We start from the raw sequence: 19468 nt of genomic DNA, 5'->3' as shown, positions 1-19468 counted from the left end.
CCTTAACGTGGAATCTGGATATTGTCTTCGTTGAAATCGCCCTTGTCCGCCGCCGTGTGGCAAGCCATGCAATTGGACGCGCTTTTCACCGCCGGATTTTTCCAGGTGGCGGGCGACACCTCGTCATGCTCACGCTTGAACCAGCGGGTTTCGGTGATCCGCAACACGGGCTTGCCATCCGTTGTGGATTCAGCCTTGCGTTCCGGCGCGGCGTTTTGCTCCAGGAAAGGCAGGATTTTGGCAACCGTCTCCGCATCCAGGCTGGCGTCCGACCCAAAATGGTCGCCCAACGTATCCATCATTTCGCGCCAGGAAGCCGCTGGCAGCAAGCCGGGCGGATAGGCGATATGGCAGGCGCTGCACTCGGCCTGCCAGGTTGGGTTGCTGGCGTTAAAGCGCAGGTTTTCCCCACCTTCATGGCCTGCATGCTCATCATTGCCTTCATGGCCGCCGTCCCGTTCACTGTATCCGGCATGTTGGCGGCCTTCATCCCCATCATCATCACCGAACGCCTGCATGGCGGTGAAAGCGGACAATACGACCACCGCCAAGCCAATGCTTATGACCATGGATTTTTTTGCTCTGGAAAACATAGCCATCCCCCCTCACTTGACGCTTAACAGGTAAGTCAGCACATCGCCCTTTTCCAGCGACGTGCATTCACGCCCCAGCACATCACCGCAATTGCGCTTGAACCACTTGGCGACTTTTTTCGGGTCAGTGAAACGCTCGGCATTGGCAGCAGGGGCCAGCGGTTCAATCGGCTTGTCGGTTTTGGCGTGTTTGCCGGAAGCGGCAGGATTCTGGGTGTGGCAAGTCGCACAACTCCAATCGTTACCGTGGGTGCTGTTGAAAAACAGCTCGCCACGGGCGGCGTCAAAGCCCTGGAAACTGGCGGATTCCGCCTTTGCCTGCTGCTCAAAACCGCTGAGGATTTCCTGCGGGGTATCGGCAGCGGCGGGCAAAACGGCGATGAAACTGGCGCAGGCGGCGAACACCACCAGCCATTGTTTGCAGACATGCATGTTTTTTCTCCTATTGGGTAAACATGCATGCAGCTTGCGCCCCTAACCTTAAAAAGCCCTTAAATGTGAATTAAGGGCAGACAACCTTTCGATGCTTGCGCATAAGATCACACTTATTGAGATAAGCGCAGGATTTTTACAGCGGGAACAACACCCCGAGCTGGGCAGCAACTGCCGATAACCGCCGATCAAGCGTAGCCAGCCGCAGATCCTGCTCAATGGCAAGCAGCAAATAACTGGCGTCGTAAGCCGACAGCCCATGTTCATCACCAAACTCCACCAACCAGGCCAGATCCTCCATGCAAGGGGCATTGTCACTGATGCGGATGTCCAATGCCTCCAGATACCCCACAAACACCTGCGCCTTATCCTTACTGACCCTGCCCCGCCGCACCGACACCAGCATCACATTGGCAACCTCCTGTACCCACAGGGGAGGAACAACGGCATACCCATCCTTGAGCTTTTCCAGCACCGCACTGGCATACGGGCTTGTTTCGTCCGGCAAAAGCCACGCCATGGTCACGGAACAATCCAGCACCAACATCACCGCCGCCCCTCTGCCTTCCACTCCGCCACCAGATCACCAATATCCTCCCCCTCCTGCAACGCCAGCGCCCGCAATTGGCGTATTTTGGCAACAGCCTCAGCCGCCCGGCTACGCCTGCGGTTAACGGGCACCATATAGGCCACCACCATCCCATGCCGGGTAATGGCTATCTCCTGTCCTGCCTCCACCTTGCGCAGCACCTCTGACAGGCCAGCCTTCACCTCGTTTGATTGCATCGTAATCATGCTTGCATCCTCAATAGGTCAACATGACCAGTTTAAGGCTTCAAAAAACCCAGTCAACAACATGCACAACCTTCATTCGGGCAAACACGCACGCCTTGTGGAAAGCTTGGGGATTTGAGCCTACGGCTGGACTACCGGCTTGCCTTCCTTGATCCACCCTGTAATGCCGTTCGTGACATTGTAGACCTGGGGATAGCCAGCCTGCGCCAACATTTCTGACCCGGCACGGGTACGGTTGCCCGTGCGGCAAATCAGCGCCACCGGCTTGTTTGCAGGGGCAATTTTTTGCAAATCAGCGAGGAAATTCGGTGCGACCGAGCCATTTTTCTCAAACAGCGTCAGTGGCTTGCTGTCTTTTATCACGCCGGTTTGCTGCCATTCTTCTGGCAGACGAATGTCCACCAACGTCACCCCTTTGGCCATCAGCTCTTGCAACTCCGTATTGGAGACATTGCTTACGCTACCCTGCTTGACGGATGTTTCGGCGTTCCCCGCGGATTCACCCAGCCCCTGTGCTTTTGAACACGCCCCCAAACCCACCGTTGCGCTGATCGCCAATACCCATGTCAAAACCTTGATTGTGTGCATCATTACCTGCCCCATCGTTTAAAAGTATTTAAGCAAATACTTATTCTGCAGGGAAACACCGCCCATTGCCATATCTTGTTTAGAACCTTGCCCCTCATGGGCTTGCCTGCATGCATGGGGCAGCACATCACCTGATAGGCCACACCGTTGTGGCGACGAACCAAAGCGCCCAAAATTGACAAATGCCAAACCCCCCAGAAAACATTTCCGTTATGCTACAATCTGTTTTGTAGAAGTTATCGTCAATTCCCATCAAGCCAGTCATTCCCGTTATGGGATAGCCAGCCAGATATACATCCGCTGTTATGGAGTACGGCAATGTTATTGGTTGGCTGCAAGCCTTTGTCTCTAATGTCGACACGCCTCCCTGTGGGAGCCTTACCCTCTGCGCTGGCTGGAAGCATGCCATGAGCGCCATCCCCAACTTGGATGTCCCCGCCCTGCTGCGCCTGCGCCAACACCTCAGCATCATCCACCATATCCCTGGCCGCATCCGCCTGCGTTTGGGCGTGGCATTGTGGCGCAGCGGCGCACAGCTTGACCGCAACCAGCTCCAGCACCTGCTTGACCAACTGGCGGGCATCCGCCAAGTCCGGGCGAATCCGGCGGTTGCGTCCATCACTATCGAATACGACCCCCGACACATTTCCCCTGATGATTGGGAAACATTGATTCATGGCGACACACAAGACGCCAGCGTCCTGCTGAATGACTGGCTGGACAGCCACGCGCAGTTGTTGCGTGAAACTTTCATGCACAAGGAGTAAGTAATGAATGAACAAGCAATGCCCGAACCGGGCGGCAACCCCGGTTCCGGGATGGGTTCTGCTGACAGCGGCGGCATGGTAAACCCGGCCAACGGCGGGGAAACCAACCAAGGGCAAGGGCAAGGCCACGCCCGCCATCAGCAAGCCGCCCAGCCAGCGCCCTATCCGCCTCAGCCAACCCCACAGGCCGCGCCTTACCCGTATCCGCCGCCCTACTGGCCGGGATACGCTTACGCCGCGCCCCAGTACGCCCCCGCCCCCGGCATGGGGCAGATGCACGGCCAGCAAGCCGCCTATCCCCCCCCACAACAACCGCCCACCCAGCCTTCCGGCCTGAACCAGATGGTGCAGGAAATGACCAGTGGCACGCCGGGGCTTGCCAGCCTCACCAAACTGCTGGACTTCGATGACAAGGATTTCTGGAAAGGAGCCATGGTCGGTGCGGCGGCGGTGCTGCTGTTCACCAACGGCGGCGTGCAACGCGCCTTGTTCCGGGGTGCCGTCAAAACCCGCGATGCAGCGGAAGAAAGCGTGGAAAAGGTCAAGGAAGGCGTCAGCAAAGTGAAACAACGGGTGCGCAATGCCGCCAGCGAGGAGCCAGAACATGACTAATTACTACCCTGCTCCGCAAAACCCAACCCCGTATCCGCACACCACCGGCGACAGCCATGTCTGCTCCGCCAGCGCACTGGCCAACATGGCGATGGCGGGTGCCGTCATTGGTGGTTCCGCCGCCGCCGCCAAAAACCTGCGCCGGATGCAAAAGGATGAAATCCAGCCACGGGAAGCGCTGCTGGACACCGGCAAAACCGCCCTTTCCAGCGCCATTGCAACGGCTGCCGCCACGGCTGCGGCCACCAGCGTCGCCAATGCCGCCTCCCATGCATTCGCAGATCGTGGGCTGTTGCGGCTGGCGGTCATGTTCGGCGTCGGCACGGCAGTCCTGTACGGCCTCAACCGCTGGTCTGATGAAAAGTCAGGCGAATAACCCATTGCTAAAGGAACCCGACCATGGATCATCATAACCCAGCGTATCCGCCCCAACCGCAAGAAGGGGCGCAGGACGCCATGCAACAACCGCCCAACATGAGCCAACAGCAACCCTATGCGCCAATGCCACAAGCGGCTTATTTTCCGCCGCCTGCGCCCGCCTACCTTGGCTATCCGGCTTATGCGCCGTATTACCCGCCACCGGCGGCGGCTGTGCCCAGTTTCCTCAATGAACGCTTTATCAAAGGGGCGTTGATCGGCGCGGCGGCGGCTTACCTGCTGACCAACGAAAACGTGCAGCGCGCCGCCATCAAGGGCGCAGTCAAGGCGTGGAGCCTGCTGCAAGGCGGGGTGGAGGAGCTGAAGGAACGCTTCCAGGACGCTGAAGCCGAAATCCGCGCCGAAGCTGGCAGCGAATGATCATCCCCGGCAAACGTTCCCTCCCGCTAACGGCACGCCCGCCACGCAAGCTAGACCGCTGGTTGGTTGGCTTGCTGGCAGGTGCCGCGCTGGCGTATGCCGCCGGTAAGGCGCTGGGATTGGGCAAACAGGATTTGGCGAAAAAGGATTAAGCACATGGAGCCTGTTGTTCTGCACGAAACCCCGGCGCGCCTGCGGGTGCGGTTACCCGCTGTCAGCGCGCGCGATTTCAATCCGCTCTGGCTGGAATCCTGGCTGGAAGCCCAACCGGGCATCCGGGACGTGCGCATCAACCGTAAGGCGGGCAGCGTCGCCATCACCTTCGACCCGCACCGCGCCGGACGCAGCGCCATCCTGCAACGGCTGGTGGATTTCCGCAGTGAGCCCGCCGCCGGGAAAGCGGGCGCAGCCGAAGCCGCTCCAGCCGAAATCGCCCCGCTGCTCGGCAACGCCGCATCGTTGGCGTTGATGCCCTGGCTATCACCGGCGCAGCGGCGGGCATTGAGCCTGGCCAATGCGGCACCCATCCTGCTCAACGGGGTGGACACCTTCATCCGCTCCGGCGTGAAAATGGAGGTGCTGGACGCGCTGGCCGTCGGGCTGGCGGGCTTCAAGGGCGAGGCCTATAGCGCTGGCATCACCACGTTCTTGCTGGCACTGGGCGAATACCTCGAACATCAGACGGAACGCAAATCCGACCGCCTGCTGCGCCGCCTGTTGCAGCCGGAACCGGCTCCGGCCTGGGTGGAACGCAATGGCGAATTGACGCAAATTCCCGGCGATGAAGTCCGTGTCGGTGAAATTGTAGTCGTTGGCGTCGGCGAAACCGTGCCGGTGGACGGGCGCGTGGTGGAAGGCATCGCCCTGCTCAACCAAGCGGCAGTGACCGGCGAAAACCTGCCGGTGCGCAAGGAGCCGCGCCATCGCGCCGTCGCAGGCAGCGTGGTGGAGGAAGGCCGCATCCGCATCGAAGCCCAGCGGGTCGGCTCCGGCACCACCACGGCCAGGGTCGCCGGTTTCATCCAATCTTCGCTGGCCAACCGTTCCGACACCCAGCGGATGGCGGATGAACTCGCCGACAAGCGCGTCTGGTTCACCCTGATCACCGGCGGGCTGGTGTACGCCTTCACCCGCGACCTGACGCGGCTGCAATCGGTGTTCCTGGTGGATTATTCCTGCGCCCTCAAGCTGGGCACGCCGATGGCGTTCAAATCCGGCATGTACCGCGCCGCCACCCACGGCATCCTGATGCGCGGCGGCAGCGCCATTGAACGGTTGGCGGAAGTGGACACCATCGTCTTCGACAAAACCGGCACCCTGACCCACAGCGAGCTGGCCGTCACCGACATCATGGCGCTGGATGAATCCCACCTGGATGAAAACGCCCTGCTGGCGCTGGTGGCCTCCATCGAGGAGCACGCCAGCCACCCATTGGCACAGGCGGTGGTGGACGCCGCCAGGGAACGCGACCTTCAGCACATTACCCACGGCGAAGTGGACTATCTGGTGGCGCATGGCCTGTCGACCGCAGTGGACGGCAAGCGCGTGGTGATCGGCAGCCGCCATTTCCTGGAAGAGCACCACAATATCCTCTTCACCCAGCACGAACCGGCCATTGGGCGATTACAGGAGGAAGGCAAAACCCTGCTGTACGTAGGCGCTGCGGCGCAAGCACATTCCGCCGCCAGCCCCATCGGCATTGTCGCCTTGCGGGACACCTTGCGTGCCGACGCCGTATACGCCATCCAACGCTTGCGCAGCCTTGGCATCACCCAGGCGGTGATGATCACCGGCGACAAGCGCAGCAAGGCTGAAGCCCTGGCGGACGAACTGGGGCTGGATGCGGTGTACGCCGAAGTCGCCCCGGAAGAAAAAGCCGCCATTATCCAGCAGTTGCAGGCGCAAGGCCGCAAAGTCGCTTTCGTCGGCGATGGCGTCAATGACGGCCCAGCCCTGTCGGTGGCGGAAGTCGGCATCGCCATGCCGCGCGGGGCCGACATCGCCCGCGCCACCGCCAGCATCGTGCTGATGGATGACCGGCTGGCGGCGGTGGCCGACGCCCGCGAATTGGCCGGACGCACCATGCAACTGATCCGCAGCAACTTCCACATGGCAGTCGGCGTGAACACCGCCGTCTTGGCGGGAGCCGTGCTGGGCAAACTGTCGCCGGTCATGAGCGCAGTGCTGCACAACGGAACCACCATCGGCGTGTTGTTGCGGGCGCTGGTTGGGGTCGACATCAATGGGCTGGCGGACAACAGCCAATCAAAACGGCGCTGACAGGCGCAAATTGTTTGATGGGATATGGTTTTTATCCTTCTTAGATGATAGTAATAATCATTTGGCAAGCCATTAAACGAGGAACCCCATCATGACGAGCGCCATTGACTATATGCACCACACCCCAGGACGGCTGCGCCTGAAAGGCCGCCATTTCAACTGCCACGGCGCAGTCGCCCGCCGCGCCGTCATCGCGCTGGAGGCAACGCCCGGTGTTGAGCAGGTGCGCTACAACAAGCACGCAGGCAGCCTGACCGTGCACTACGACCCGCAACGGTTGGGTCAGGACGACCTGATCAACACGCTGGAGATTGCCGGATGCATCCGCCCTTCCGCCAATATCCGCACACATCGCCAAACAGCCGCAGATCCGGCGGAAAAAGTCACCGGGCTGTTTGGCAAAGCATTGGTGGGCGCGCTGGCGCAACGCACTGCCAGCCACCTGATAGGCAAACTTTTATAGGGACAGGATGACAAGCACATATGGCTGGACAAGGCAGTTTCCCGCTGGGAATGGCGGCAGAAGGGACCACCGTCAGGATAGTGGCCTTGCGGGGCGGCGCGATGCTGGACAAGCGCGTGACCGAAATGGGCCTGAATATCGGCAGTGAAATCACCATCCGCCAACGGCAAGGCGGCGGGCTGGTGGTGTCACGCGGCGAAACCCGCTTTGCACTGGGCGGCGGCATGGCGCACAAGATCATGGTCGAAGTCGTGGAATGAGGCCACGACCGTCACTTTACAATGGAGAAACCCAATGACGCTCAAGGAATTACAGGTAGGCGACCACGCCCGGATCAAAGGCTTTCTGGAGGGCGGCGGCGCTTACCGCCGTAAACTGCTGGCGATGGGGCTGACCCCCGGCGCAGAAATCCATGTCACCCGCGTCGCCCCGATGGGTGACCCGGTGGAAATCCGCGTGCGCGGCTTTTCCCTGTCGGTGCGCAAGGATGAGGCGGCGGCGCTGTCCCTGGAGAAACTGCCATGAAAACACACTACACCATCGGGCTGGTCGGCAACCCCAACTGCGGCAAAACCACCCTGTTCAATGCCCTGACCGGCTCCAAGCAGCGGGTCGGCAACTGGCCGGGCGTCACCGTCGAACGCAAAACTGGCGAATACCGGCTGCATGACACCCGCTTTGAAGTGGTCGACCTGCCCGGCACCTACTCGTTGGACGTGGTTGACCGCGAAGTGTCGCTGGATGAAAAAGTCGCCCGCGATTACGTCCACGCCAATGAAGCCGACCTGATCATCAATATCGTCGACGCCTCCAACCTCGAACGCAACCTGTACCTCACCAGCCAGCTGGCCGAAATGCGTGTGCCGTTGCTGGTGGTGCTGAACATGGTGGACGTGGCGGCAACCAAAGGCATGCAGGTGGACGCCGCTGCCCTCGCGCAGCAACTGGGTTGCCCCGTCATCCCGGTGGTCGCGTCTGAAGGCGCAGGGGTGGATGCGCTGAAACAGGCCATCCAAGAAGCCGTTGTCCAGCAGCCACGGCCCAGCGTCCGGGTCAGCTATGACGACCTGCTGGAACAGGCGGTCGAACAACTGGCCGGGACACTCGCCACGGCGGCGTCTCCCCACGCTGGCTGGCCATCCGCCTGTTGGAAGGCGACGACCTGGCGAAACAGGCGGCAGGCGCGGAACTCAGCGCCGTAGCCGCCCAACACACCGCAGAACTGGGCGAAGACATCGACATCATGGTGGCGGATGCGCGCTACAACCTTGCCAACCGCGTCGCCAACGCCGCCGTCAGCATGACCGGGCAAGCCAGCCGCGACCTCACCGACCGCATCGACCGGGTGGTGCTGAACCGCATTGTCGGCATCCCGATCTTCCTGTTCATGATGTACCTGATGTTCATGTTCACCATCAACATCGGCGGTGCCTTCATCGATTTCTTCGACATTGGCGCGGGCGCCATTTTCGTCGACGCCTTCGCCGAGGTGCTGGGCGCGCTAGGCTCCCCTGACTGGCTGACGGTGCTGCTGGCCAAAGGCGTTGGCGGCGGCCTCCAAGTGGTCGCCACCTTCATCCCCGTCATCGGCTTCCTGTACCTGTTCCTGTCCGCGCTGGAAGATTCCGGCTACATGGCACGGGCGGCGTTTGTCATGGATCGCTTCATGCGCTGGGTCGGCCTGCCGGGCAAATCCTTCGTGCCGCTGATTGTCGGCTTCGGCTGCAACGTGCCCGCGATCATGGCCACCCGCACGCTGGAACACCGCCGCGACCGGCTGATGACCATCGCCATGGCGCCGTTCATGTCCTGCGGCGCGCGCTTGCCGGTGTATGTGCTGTTCGCCGCCGCCTTTTTCCCGCATGGCGCGCAGAATGTCGTGTTCGGCCTGTACCTGATCGGCATCGCTGTGGCCGTGCTGACCGGGCTGGTGCTGAAACATTCCATCCTCAAGGGCGAAGCCACCCCGTTCATCATGGAGCTGCCGCCTTACCACCTGCCAACCCTCAAGGGCGTGTTGACGCATACTTGGTCGCGCCTGAAAAGCTTTGTCGTCAAGGCCGGGCGCATTATTGTGCCGATGGTGCTGGTGCTGAATTTCCTCAATGCGCTGGGCACGGACGGCAGTTTCGGCCATGAGGACAGCGACAAGTCGGTGTTGGCGGAAGTGGGCCGCACCCTCGCCCCGGCGTTCTCGCCAATGGGCTTGCATGAAGACAACTGGCCCGCCGCCGTCGGCATTTTCACCGGGGTGTTGGCGAAGGAAGCTGTGGTCGGCACGCTGAACGCGGCCTATACCGCCCTGGCGGAACAGGATGCGGCGGCCGCAGGTGCCGCAGCGCAAGAGGAGCCTTTCAGCCTGGGCACCAAACTGGGCGAGGCGTTCGCCACCATCCCCACCAACCTGGCGGCGGCGCTGGGAAGCTGGGCTGACCCGCTGGGCGTCAATGTCGGCGATGTCAGTGCGGAGCAGGTCGCGCAGGAACAGGATGTGGCAGCCAGCACCTTCGGTGCCATGGCGGCGCGCTTTGACGGCGCGGCGGGCGCATTCGCCTACCTGCTGTTCATCCTGCTGTATTTCCCCTGCACCGCCGCCACCGCTGCGGTCTATCAGGAATCCGGCCTGCGCTGGACGCTGTTCGTGGTCTGGTGGACGACCGGGCTGGGCTATGGGCTGGCCACTTTGTATTACCAGGGCGCCAGCTTTGCGCACCACCCCGCCAGTTCCGGCATGTGGATCGGCATTGTGCTGGCCTGCATGGTGACGGCGTTCCTGATCCTGCACTGGCTGGGGCGGCGCGACGCTGACCTGCCCTTGCCCGCCCCACACAACGCATGACCGGAGGTTTTTGCCATGATCCTGTCCAAAGTCACCGCTTACCTGCGTGAACGCAAACGCGCCAGCGTGCAGGACATGTCCTTCGCGCTGGCCGCCGCGCCGGATGCGCTCCAGGCCATGCTGGCGACGTTGGAACGCAAGGGGCGGGTGCGCCGCCTGCCCGCCGGTTCAGCCTGCGGCGGCGGCTGCCACAAGTGCGCCCCGCACAGCGTGGAAATCTATGAGTGGGTGGATGCAGGCTAAGGCGCTGCTGGTGGTCGGCATTCACCGCGAGGAACGCGCTTTCGGTGAAGCCGTCGCCAGCGGGCTGGATCGTGCCTTGTTTGATGTGCTGGTGATCCCCGACGGCCTGTCGGGGATACGGCCACGCCCCGACCAGCGCTTTCACTTCGACACCCTGCACCGCGCGCTGTACCGACAGCTGTTGCCGTATGTGTCCGGGCATTATCCGCTGTTGGTGGATTTGCATACCGGCGTGAATGAGCAGGCGTTCTGCATTGACCTGTTCTGCCGCGAACCGGCCAGCCTCAACGGGCTGCTGGCGCAGTGGCAGCAACAGGCCCCGCAGGTTCCGCTGCGCGCAGTGCGGATGTTGCAGCCGGGCGAGCAAGCTTCGGCCAGCACCCCGGTGGCGGAAACCGTGATCCCGGCCAAGCTGTGGCGCAACCCCGCGTTTCGCTACCTGGGCGTGGAAGCCTTCCTCACCACCCCCGGTGACGGTTCCCGCAGTGAACAGCAGTTCACCCGGATGCTGCTGGAACAGCTGTCCGCCGCCCAATGAAGCTGTTGCTGGTCAACACTTCAACATAATGATAAATTATTCTTACACCACTTAAAGGCATTCAGGGGGCTTTCATGGGCAATACAGGCAATTTCACACAACTGGACGCCCGCCAGCGGCGTTCCAGTAATGTCACCTCAAATGCCGCCAACCAAAGGATAGCCCGTGACAATTCCCAAGCATGACGAGATACGGGTTCCCGCCCTGTCATTGTTGTCCGAACACGGCCAACTAAAACTGAAAGAGTTTGAAACGCCGTTGGCAGAGCACTTTGGCCTGACCGAAGAGGAACTGCACGAAGAATACGAGTCGGGTAATGCCAAAATCTTCTATGACCGAATTAGCTGGGCCCTAAGCTATATGAACATGGCAGGGCTGTTAAACAAGCCCAGACGCGGTGTTTATGAAATTAGCCCGCTAGGTTGCGAGAAACTGGCGGTTCCGCAAACCATCAACGAATTTATTGCGGCTGAGGTCGCCAGGAAACAAAAGCATAAGCCGGTGAAAGAACTGCAACAGCCATTCAATCACGAAGGCCTTACCCCACAAGAAGAACTTTATTTATCCGCCAAAAAAATCCGGGAATCCAGATGCCAGGAAATCATCGACATAATCCTTAGCAAAACACCGCGCGAATTCGAAAAGCTGGTTGTATTGCTCCTGCAACGGATGGGCTATGGCGGTGAAATAAAGCAATCGGGCACCGTTACCCCATACACCAATGATGGCGGGATTGATGGCATCATCAAGGAAGATGTGCTGGGATTAGGGCGGATACATATTCAGGCCAAGCGCTATGCCCAATCCAATAATGTTGGCAGGGAAGAAATTCAGAAATTTGTTGGCGCATTGGCGGTTGCACAATCAAACAAGGGCGTCTTTATCACCACATCTTCATTTTCACAAGGGGCCATCACCTATGCAGGAAGCCTAAATGGCTCTACAACCATCATCCTCATCGATGGCCAACAACTGGCGACCTACATTTATGATTATGGCGTCGGCCTGCAAATTGACGAAACCATTCAAATCAAAAAAATAGACAGTGAATTCTGGGACTCAATGGAAAATGAGGACGAAAAAACCAACTTATCAACCAATAAAACGGGAAGAAACCAATGAGCGAATTTAGTGAAAGTTATCACCTAAGGACAAACAACAAGGATGAAGGAAAAGCATTGATCAAACATTTAGGTGTCAGGGGGATTGTATTTGAAGAAACGAATGGCTGGGTAACCGTTTTGCCTGAAGGTGAATTAGCTTCACACATAAAAAATGTAGCTTCAAATTTTAATGGCATGGTGCTGCACTATACGTATGCTGCGGATCATCTCTGGACGGCGAACCTATTTTCCAACGGAACATCAATCAGTAGTTTCGTCTGTGCATGGGATCCTGAATTATATATCGAAAGCGAAGCATTAGATATAGAAGCATTCTCCAAACTTTTATTACGGCCAGAGGATAAAGAAAAGCTAGTGAAGTTATTTTCCCTAACCGATCTGGATGAAATATTTGAAACCAAACCTGCTTACACATTCGCTGAATTATTGGGTATTGAACACTATCAGTGGCTGGCAGGACAGGACATAGCCAATCATTGCGATGAAATTCTGGAGGAAATACCTGGATCAGAGCTTGTCGAGTAGCGAACATCATTTTGTTGGATGCCTTAAAGGTCTGGCGATTGGGGATGCCTATGGCGCTAGTTATGAGGGTGGAATCATCGAACGGTCATTGTGGCGCTTATTCGGGCATACAAAGCATGGCAAAAAACGATTTACCGATGACACCCAAATGTCAATGGACGTGGCGGTATCACTTCTCGAAAACAACGCACTCAACCAAGATCACCTTGCCCAAGAATTTGCAAAACATTATACATGGTCTCGTGGTTATGGCCCGGCAACGGCTTCCCTATTGAAAGGGATAAGGCAAGGAAAAAACTGGCAAGACATCAACCGCAAACAATATAAAGAGGGTTCCATGGGCAATGGCGCAGCCATGAGGTCGCCAATCATAGCGCTTTGGTGCCATTCAAAACCAAGCTCCATCAAGGAGTTTGTGCGCAAAGCATCAGAAATTACACATGCACACCCCCTTGCTATTGAGGGTGCGGAAATAATCGCAACTACGACCCAATTTGCGCTGCACGGCGTGCCAAATATAGAAATCCTAAAATCGATTGGTTCAAACTGTGAAGCTGAAGTGTTTAAAGACAAGCTAAATAAATGTATGGAATTCTTGGACAAGCAAGATATGCCCATACAAAACATTAAGCGTAGTTTAGGGAATGGCATGCTGGCTACTGAGTCGTGCATAACCGCAGTCTATTTTGGATTAAAATACCGGGAGCTAAAATTCGAAGCGATGCTGGACGAAATTTTTAACCTAGGTGGTGATGCAGACACCATAGGCGCAATGGCTGGCGCAATATGGGGGGCATCCAATGGAAATGAAACGATTGACTATTTGGGGGAAAGCGTTGAAGACATTGATTTAATCGAGAAGCTCGCAAATCAACTATGGAACAATTATTCAACACAGTGTCAACAGTAACGAACATCCCATTATGGAGAAACAGATAAAACCCACCCCAAAGAAAGCTGCCAAGGGGAACCCATGTTAGAAAAAGCCCGCGCATTCGCCATCCAACATCATGGCAAACAACAATACGGCGACCAGCCTTACGTTTGCCATCTTGACGCCGTCGCCTCCATTCTGGAGCCGTATGGGGAAACTGCCCAGGTGATTGGCTACCTGCACGATGTCGTCGAAGACACGCCCGTCACGACACAGGACGTTGCAGCGCTGTTCACCCCATTCATTGCCCAGGCCGTCTCCATCCTGACCGACCAACCCGGCCACAACCGCCAGGAACGCAAGCAAAAAACCTATGCGCGCATGGCGACGGTTTCCGGCGAGCTTGAACTGGCGCTGGTTGTCAAAGCCGCTGACCGGCTGGCCAACCTGCATGCCTGTCTGGCCAATAACCGCCCGGACAAGCTGCGCATGTACCAAAGCGAGCACGAAGCGTTTACGCAGGCGGTCTACCGGGCAGGGTTATGCGAAGACTTGTGGGAGGAAATCAAACAGCACGTTCGGTCAGGCTAAACATCCCCGGCTTGGGTAAAGTGCGTACCCGTAAGGAGATTAAGCATGACCACCAAAGCAGGCCAACGCTACGCAGAACGTTTCGAACAGGTGTTCGATCACATTGACCGGCATCTGGATGAACCATTATCCGTGGACGAGTTGAGCAGTCTGGCGAACTTTTCCCGCTTCCATTTCCAGCGGCAGTTTTCCGGCTACGTCGGCCTGAGCGTGACGCGCTATATCCAGCACCTGCGCTTGCAGCGTGCGGCCAACCAACTGGTTTTCCATGAACAGCGGCGCATTATCGACATTGCGCTGGAGGCCGGGTTTGAAAACCCCGAATCCTTCTCCCGTGCGTTCAAGAAAAGCTTTGGACAAACGCCCTCCTTATTCCGTCAACAACCTGCATGGCGACCGTGGAACGAGCGCCTGCAACGACCCAAACGACCAAGGAATACAACCATGAAAGTGACGATTGTGGATTTTGCCGCAACCCTGGTGGGCGCGCTGGAACATCACGGCGACCCAGGACATGTCAACGAATCCGTCAAAACCTTTATTGACTGGCGCAAGGCAAGCGGGCTTTCCCCGATTGCCAGCAAACGCAGCTTTGGCATTGCCTATAGCGACCCGGACACAACCCCAGCGGATGAGTTCCGCTTTGATATTTGTGGAGAGGTCGACGCCCCCGTGCCGGAAAATCCGCAAGGCGTCATCACCAAGCAGATACCGGCAGGCCGCTGCGCGACAGTGCTGCATCACGGCTCCCTTGACCGCATTGCTGACAGCATTTACCCGCTCTACCGGGAATGGTTGCCGGAAAGCGGCGAGGAGTTACGTGACTTCCCACTGTTTTTCCAATACCTGAAATTGCCGCCGGATACGCCGGAACATGAGCTGGAAACGGCCATTTATCTGCCGTTGAAATAAAACCCGGACACTGGTCTGGTGCCGCCCACACATTTACTCCCAACCGCCAGGCCAATATCAATCCTTTAAGCATTGCTCATAAGGCACATGAACGAGTTTGCCTATGATTTCAACAGCGGCAAGCTCTACCAAAGAGCGTACTGCCTGAGCCTGGCCTTCACTCCGGTTCAGGTTTATATCGAAATAAACCCCAAATTTGTTAATGCTTGCATCTGCATCCAGCGAGTCGCCTTTCTGGAAGATGGCCACTGAGTTTTTGGACGAAACGCCCGGAACCACACTCATGTCCCTGGTATGCAATACATTTAAATCCAGCGCCACCACGCTCAAGGAAGAGCCCCTTGAGGCGCCCATGCCACCATCACGGCGCGCGAACAATCCAACACTCGCATCGGTGCTGACGATGCCTTTGTCAAACTGGCTGATAGAGCCTTCAATGTCATAAAGCGGCATCTGTCCATAAGCGGTATTGTTATTGGCTGCTTTCAAAAAGGAAATAAGGTTGCCGGTATCCTTGCCATAAAGGATCAGTTTAACTGCATGGCTCTTATACGTCATTTCTGAAATGGCGGACACCAGCATATCCCTGACACCCATCTTTACCGCTTCCGTTTTATCCTCCACATCCTCAACCATGACAGGAATATCCCTGATGTTCTGTGCGTACATGAGGTCATCCATACAGCGTAAAGAATCGGAAAAACTGGTGATGCTCTTGTAAGGGGCGCCACTCGGGCCCTTTTTAATTTCCCTAAACTCACTTTCCAGTTTTGAATCGAGGCTGACACACCCACCCAACATCATAAAAACCATCGCCACCAAAAATGGCGCACGTATCTCTCTCATATAACCCCTTCGTTCCTATAAGCATTATTTTATTTTTACTAAAGGAGCCTGCTTCCCAGCCTCAAGGAAAAGACTAACGGATAGTTGCAGCAAACCGCTGCTACCGACAGTTGTTGGATTGCAAGATGTCACCTTGCACAAAAACAATAACATCATTCGGCGCAGGGCCAGAACCATCCAGAACCACATTGCCGACATTCACGTCACAACCGGCAGTATCCAAAGTCCCTACCGCAAAAGGATCGACATCTGTCCCCGTATTCCTGAAATCCACTTGGTAAGCCCTCAGCTTGGCCCGTGCCTTGGCGTATTTGGCGGACATATTCACCATGTCAGGGGGGGTGCTGCTATCAGGTAAGGCTGCCGCATCGGTGGCAATAAAAGCCAGGGCGGAAATCAATGCAAAACACACGTTAAAACGACTCATGCTATGGCCTGCTATTCAAACTAACTCCAAAATATCCCCGCCTTGATTAAAAGGCGGAGATAACCCTACCTATTACTCAAAATCAAGGCCTGGTAGTATCACAGTCACAAATGGTCGCAATGGTTGCGGACTGGGTTCCATTTTGTCCCTTTTGCTTCTGATAAATCTTTGAATTGTGAACATAGATTTTCGCCTGGCCTACGAACTGGTCATTTACATGTGAAATGACAGCGCGTTGGGTCAAATCAGCCCCATCCTGAGCTTGGAAAATTTCAACATCATGAACATGCATATCGATGTCACTACCAGTGGCAAATGCTGAAGCACTGCCAAACACCAGCAATGCGGAAATTGCTGCAATCTTTTTCATAGTTTAAATACTCCGAATAATCAATCTACCCCCTGCATGCGCAGAAGAATCTCCGCGTTTCACGGATTATTGACAATACAACGCCTCGCTATCCTCGCTGATAGTGATGCCAATAACCTGCGTTACCTTAGAAAAAACTGTCGTATTACAGGGTTACACACTCATCCTCACATGAGGACGTAATAAGCATAGCCAAGAGCAGATAATAATCAAGTAATGATATTAATGTTTTTTCCACAAATATTTAAATGGCTACGGGCTTGTTAATTTATAGCCAGATGGTCAATAAATTGCAGCTATTAAACAACCACATGGCGCTCCATTAAATTGTAATGTAAATCATTTCATACAACTAATCTTATGAGGAATGAATATTTTTTATTCAATATTTTATGTAAGATTTAAAAAATATAATGGTCTTTTTTTATTATGAATTTAATTAATTTTTTCTAGAAAAATATATTTAATAGATAAAAACGGGCCTAGCTACAAACACGTTGCCAGCCAGGCCCATTGCTTTACCGCTTAGGCAATATCAAAACGGTCTGCGTCCATCACTTTGCTCCAGGCAGCCACGAAGTCATTGACGAATTTTTCCTGGCTATCGTCCTGTGCATAGACTTCCGCATAAGCGCGCAGAATGGAATTGGAACCAAACACCAGGTCAATGCGGGTCGCCGTCCATTTCACCGCGCCGGTTTTGCGGTCACGAATCTCGTAAAGGTTCTTGCCCGCTGGTTTCCATTCATTGGCCATGTCGGTCAGGTTGACGAAGAAATCGTTCGTCAACGCGCCCACCCGGTCCGTAAAGACGCCATGCGCCGTGCCGCCGTGGTTAGTCCCCAACACCCGCATACCGCCCACCAGCACGGTCATTTCCGGTGCTGTCAGCCCCATCAACTGGGTACGGTCGAGCATCATTTCTTCCGGCGTGACCACGTAGTCTTTCTTCAACCAGTTACGGTAACCGTCATGGAGCGGCTCCAAGGGGTTAAAGGATTCCGCATCCGTCTGGGCGGCAGTGGCATCGCCGCGCCCTGGCGCAAACGGGACTGTCACGTCGAAACCAGCGGCTTTGGCGGCTTGCTCAACACCGATATTGCCCGCCAGCACGATCATGTCGGCGACACTGGCGCCCAGGTCATTGGCAATGCCTTCCAACACGCCCAGCACTTTGGCCAGACGCGCAGGCTCGTTGCCTTCCCAGTCTTTCTGTGGAGCCAGACGGATACGCGCGCCATTGGCGCCGCCCCGCATGTCGGAACCCCGGAAAGTGCGGGCGCTATCCCAGGCGGTGCTGACCATTTCGCTGATGCCCAAACCGCTGGCGGCGATTTTGGCTTTGGCGGCATCCACATTGTAAGCCTTGCTGCCTGCTGCAACCGGGTCTTGCCAGATCAGGTCTTCTGCGGGCACATCCGGGCCAAAATAACGCGCTTTAGGCCCCATATCGCGGTGGGTCAGCTTGAACCAGGCGCGGGCGAAGGTTTCCTTGAAGTACGCCGGGTCAGCCATGAATTTCTGGCAGATGGCGTTGTAAGCCGGGTCAACTTTCATCGCCATGTCAGCATCGGTCATCATCGGGTTGTGGCGCATGGAGGCATCACTGGCATCCAGCGGTTTGTCCTCTTCCTTGATGTCAACCGGCTCCCATTGCCAAGCGCCCGCCGGACTTTTGCGCAATTCCCATTCGTGGCCGAACAGCATGTCGAAGAAACCCATGTCGAACTGGGTTGGGTGGGTTGTCCACGCGCCTTCCAGGCCGGAGGTGATGGCACCGCTCGCCAGCCCATTCTGGGTCGGGTTTTCCCAGCCTAAGCCTTGCATTTCGACGCCTGCCGCTTCGGGATTGGCGCCGAGCTTGCCTGCGTCGCCATTGCCGTGGGTCTTGCCGACCGTGTGGCCGCCTGCGGTCAGGGCGACGGTTTCCTCATCGTCCATCGCCATGCGGGCGAAGGTTTCCCGCACCTGCGCAGCCGTTTTCATGGGGTCGGGCTTGCCGTTGACGCCTTCCGGGTTGACGTAGATCAGCCCCATCTGCACAGCGGCGAGCGGGTTTTCCATGGTCGTTGGGTCTTCAAGGTTCCCGTAACGCTCATCGCTGGGAGCCAGCCACTCCTTCTCCGCGCCCCAATAAATGTCTTTTTCCGGGTGCCAGATGTCTTCACGGCCAAAGGCGAAGCCGTAGGTTTTCAAGCCCATGGATTCATAGGCGATGGTGCCTGCGTAGGCAATCAAGTCCGCCCAACTGACCGCATTGCCGTATTTTTTCTTGACCGGCCACAGCAAGCGCCGCGCCTTGTCGAGGCTGACGTTATCCGGCCAGGAATTCAGCGGTGCGAAACGCTGGTTGCCAGTACCCGCCCCGCCCCGGCCATCGGCGATACGGTAAGTGCCAGCCGCATGCCAGGACATGCGGATCATCAAACCACCATAGTGCCCCCAGTCGGCAGGCCACCACTCCTGGCTGTTGGTCATCAGGGCATGCAGGTCTTTTTTCAGCGCGGCAATATCCAGCGTTTTCAGCGCTTCCCGGTAGCTGAAGCCCTTCCCCAGCGGATTGGTCTTGGTGTCATGCTGGTGCAGGATGTCGAGGTTCAACGCATTCGGCCACCATTCCATGACAGAACTTCCGGTTGCGGTATTACCACCGTGCATAACCGGACATTTTCCTTCAGTGCTCATCAGTGTCTCCTCATTTATGGGTATACAATGCAGGCATCCGCCTTGAAACCCATGTTAAACCCATGTTATAAACAAGCTTATAATCTTTAAAATTGAATATTTGTATTACATCATCCTAGTTTTTAACTTATCGTAAAGATGCGCCTCCCCCAAGCCGTTTGGATCA

The 19468-nt window shown here is 56.6% G+C and carries 27 protein-coding genes; 18 read left to right on the top strand and 9 right to left on the bottom strand.

The genetic code is table 11. From position 1 onward, the window contains the following. Positions 1–2 precede the first annotated feature (2 nt). The 5 genes from VSS37_RS11820 to VSS37_RS11800 form a co-directional block, all read right to left on the bottom strand. On the bottom strand, positions 3–569 hold the full coding sequence (locus tag VSS37_RS11820) for a diheme cytochrome c (protein WP_324695474.1): 567 nt from the start codon (positions 567–569) through the stop codon (positions 3–5). Between the two features lie 36 nt (positions 570–605). Further along, positions 606–1025 (bottom strand): DUF1924 domain-containing protein, encoded by a 420-nt coding sequence (locus tag VSS37_RS11815; protein ID WP_324695472.1) that lies wholly within the window; start codon positions 1023–1025, stop codon positions 606–608. A 136-nt stretch (positions 1026–1161) separates the two neighbouring features. Continuing rightward, a complete protein-coding gene (locus VSS37_RS11810; protein ID WP_324695470.1) occupies positions 1162–1596 on the bottom strand; it encodes a type II toxin-antitoxin system VapC family toxin in 435 nt (144 codons plus the stop codon). Further along, positions 1572–1820, bottom strand: a complete 249-nt coding sequence (locus VSS37_RS11805) for a type II toxin-antitoxin system Phd/YefM family antitoxin (protein ID WP_324695467.1) — start codon at positions 1818–1820, stop codon at positions 1572–1574. Before VSS37_RS11805 ends, VSS37_RS11810 begins: the two co-directional genes overlap by 25 nt. Positions 1821–1940: 120 nt before the next feature. Next, positions 1941–2411: a rhodanese-like domain-containing protein gene (locus tag VSS37_RS11800; protein WP_324695465.1), complete on the bottom strand. Its 471-nt coding sequence runs from the start codon at positions 2409–2411 to the stop codon at positions 1941–1943. Between the two features lie 404 nt (positions 2412–2815). Between VSS37_RS11800 and VSS37_RS11795 the strand changes: the two genes are divergently transcribed. From VSS37_RS11795 to VSS37_RS11710, 18 genes are all read left to right on the top strand, one after another. Beyond that, positions 2816–3175: an HMA2 domain-containing protein gene (locus VSS37_RS11795; RefSeq protein WP_324695463.1), complete on the top strand. Its 360-nt coding sequence runs from the start codon at positions 2816–2818 to the stop codon at positions 3173–3175. Between the two features lie 3 nt (positions 3176–3178). After that, positions 3179–3787, top strand: coding sequence for a YtxH domain-containing protein (locus VSS37_RS11790; RefSeq protein ID WP_324695462.1), 609 nt, complete (start codon positions 3179–3181; stop codon positions 3785–3787). Then, complete coding sequence (locus VSS37_RS11785) at positions 3780–4163, top strand: magnetosome protein MamC family protein (protein WP_324695461.1); 384 nt, start codon at positions 3780–3782, stop codon at positions 4161–4163. The genes VSS37_RS11790 and VSS37_RS11785 overlap by 8 nt, the downstream gene beginning before the upstream one ends. 23 nt (positions 4164–4186) lie before the next feature. Next, entirely contained in the window at positions 4187–4585 is a 399-nt protein-coding gene (locus VSS37_RS11780) for a YtxH domain-containing protein (RefSeq protein WP_324695460.1), read from the top strand. Further along, a complete protein-coding gene (locus VSS37_RS11775) occupies positions 4582–4737 on the top strand; it encodes a hypothetical protein (protein ID WP_324695458.1) in 156 nt (51 codons plus the stop codon). The genes VSS37_RS11780 and VSS37_RS11775 overlap by 4 nt, the downstream gene beginning before the upstream one ends. 4 nt (positions 4738–4741) lie before the next feature. Beyond that, entirely contained in the window at positions 4742–6865 is a 2124-nt protein-coding gene (locus VSS37_RS11770; RefSeq protein WP_324695456.1) for a heavy metal translocating P-type ATPase, read from the top strand. A 91-nt stretch (positions 6866–6956) separates the two neighbouring features. Then, positions 6957–7328, top strand: a complete 372-nt coding sequence (locus VSS37_RS11765) for a heavy-metal-associated domain-containing protein (protein ID WP_324695454.1) — start codon at positions 6957–6959, stop codon at positions 7326–7328. Positions 7329–7348: 20 nt separating this feature from the next. Continuing rightward, positions 7349–7588 carry a FeoA family protein gene (locus VSS37_RS11760; RefSeq protein ID WP_324695452.1) on the top strand — a complete coding sequence of 80 codons (240 nt, stop codon included), beginning with the start codon at positions 7349–7351 and terminating at the stop codon, positions 7586–7588. 34 nt (positions 7589–7622) lie between these two features. Next, positions 7623–7853 carry a FeoA family protein gene (locus tag VSS37_RS11755; protein WP_324695449.1) on the top strand — a complete coding sequence of 77 codons (231 nt, stop codon included), beginning with the start codon at positions 7623–7625 and terminating at the stop codon, positions 7851–7853. Then, positions 7850–8530 carry a FeoB small GTPase domain-containing protein gene (locus VSS37_RS11750; RefSeq protein ID WP_324695447.1) on the top strand — a complete coding sequence of 227 codons (681 nt, stop codon included), beginning with the start codon at positions 7850–7852 and terminating at the stop codon, positions 8528–8530. The genes VSS37_RS11755 and VSS37_RS11750 overlap by 4 nt, the downstream gene beginning before the upstream one ends. Then, on the top strand, positions 8476–10167 hold the full coding sequence (gene feoB, locus VSS37_RS11745) for a ferrous iron transport protein B (RefSeq protein WP_324695445.1): 1692 nt from the start codon (positions 8476–8478) through the stop codon (positions 10165–10167). The genes VSS37_RS11750 and feoB overlap by 55 nt, the downstream gene beginning before the upstream one ends. A 15-nt stretch (positions 10168–10182) precedes the next feature. Next, positions 10183–10410 carry a FeoC-like transcriptional regulator gene (locus VSS37_RS11740; RefSeq protein WP_324695443.1) on the top strand — a complete coding sequence of 76 codons (228 nt, stop codon included), beginning with the start codon at positions 10183–10185 and terminating at the stop codon, positions 10408–10410. Then, positions 10400–10948 carry a hypothetical protein gene (locus VSS37_RS11735; RefSeq protein ID WP_324695441.1) on the top strand — a complete coding sequence of 183 codons (549 nt, stop codon included), beginning with the start codon at positions 10400–10402 and terminating at the stop codon, positions 10946–10948. Before VSS37_RS11740 ends, VSS37_RS11735 begins: the two co-directional genes overlap by 11 nt. Before the next feature lie 165 nt (positions 10949–11113). Continuing rightward, complete coding sequence (locus VSS37_RS11730) at positions 11114–12070, top strand: restriction endonuclease (RefSeq protein WP_324695439.1); 957 nt, start codon at positions 11114–11116, stop codon at positions 12068–12070. Further along, positions 12067–12597: a hypothetical protein gene (locus VSS37_RS11725; RefSeq protein WP_324695437.1), complete on the top strand. Its 531-nt coding sequence runs from the start codon at positions 12067–12069 to the stop codon at positions 12595–12597. The genes VSS37_RS11730 and VSS37_RS11725 overlap by 4 nt, the downstream gene beginning before the upstream one ends. Further along, positions 12587–13507 (top strand): ADP-ribosylglycohydrolase family protein, encoded by a 921-nt coding sequence (locus VSS37_RS11720; RefSeq protein WP_324695435.1) that lies wholly within the window; start codon positions 12587–12589, stop codon positions 13505–13507. The genes VSS37_RS11725 and VSS37_RS11720 overlap by 11 nt, the downstream gene beginning before the upstream one ends. Positions 13508–13570: 63 nt before the next feature. Continuing rightward, entirely contained in the window at positions 13571–14062 is a 492-nt protein-coding gene (locus VSS37_RS11715) for an HD domain-containing protein (RefSeq protein WP_324695433.1), read from the top strand. A 45-nt stretch (positions 14063–14107) separates the two neighbouring features. Beyond that, positions 14108–14974, top strand: a complete 867-nt coding sequence (locus VSS37_RS11710) for an AraC family transcriptional regulator (RefSeq protein ID WP_324695431.1) — start codon at positions 14108–14110, stop codon at positions 14972–14974. Between the two features lie 57 nt (positions 14975–15031). Here the strand turns inward: VSS37_RS11710 and VSS37_RS11705 are convergent, their stop codons facing one another. The 4 genes from VSS37_RS11705 to katG form a co-directional block, all read right to left on the bottom strand. Next, positions 15032–15820 carry a hypothetical protein gene (locus tag VSS37_RS11705; RefSeq protein ID WP_324695429.1) on the bottom strand — a complete coding sequence of 263 codons (789 nt, stop codon included), beginning with the start codon at positions 15818–15820 and terminating at the stop codon, positions 15032–15034. A 100-nt stretch (positions 15821–15920) separates the two neighbouring features. Beyond that, positions 15921–16247, bottom strand: a complete 327-nt coding sequence (locus tag VSS37_RS11700) for a hypothetical protein (RefSeq protein ID WP_324695427.1) — start codon at positions 16245–16247, stop codon at positions 15921–15923. 82 nt (positions 16248–16329) lie between these two features. Continuing rightward, entirely contained in the window at positions 16330–16617 is a 288-nt protein-coding gene (locus tag VSS37_RS11695) for a hypothetical protein (protein ID WP_324695425.1), read from the bottom strand. A 525-nt stretch (positions 16618–17142) separates the two neighbouring features. Then, positions 17143–19302: a catalase/peroxidase HPI gene (gene katG / locus VSS37_RS11690; protein ID WP_324695423.1), complete on the bottom strand. Its 2160-nt coding sequence runs from the start codon at positions 19300–19302 to the stop codon at positions 17143–17145. Positions 19303–19468 lie beyond the last annotated feature (166 nt).

The organism is Candidatus Thiothrix phosphatis (assembly GCF_035668035.1).
GTDB classification, from domain to species: Bacteria; Pseudomonadota; Gammaproteobacteria; order Thiotrichales; family Thiotrichaceae; genus Thiothrix; species Thiothrix phosphatis.
This window is presented reverse-complemented; position numbering and strand designations above follow the sequence as displayed.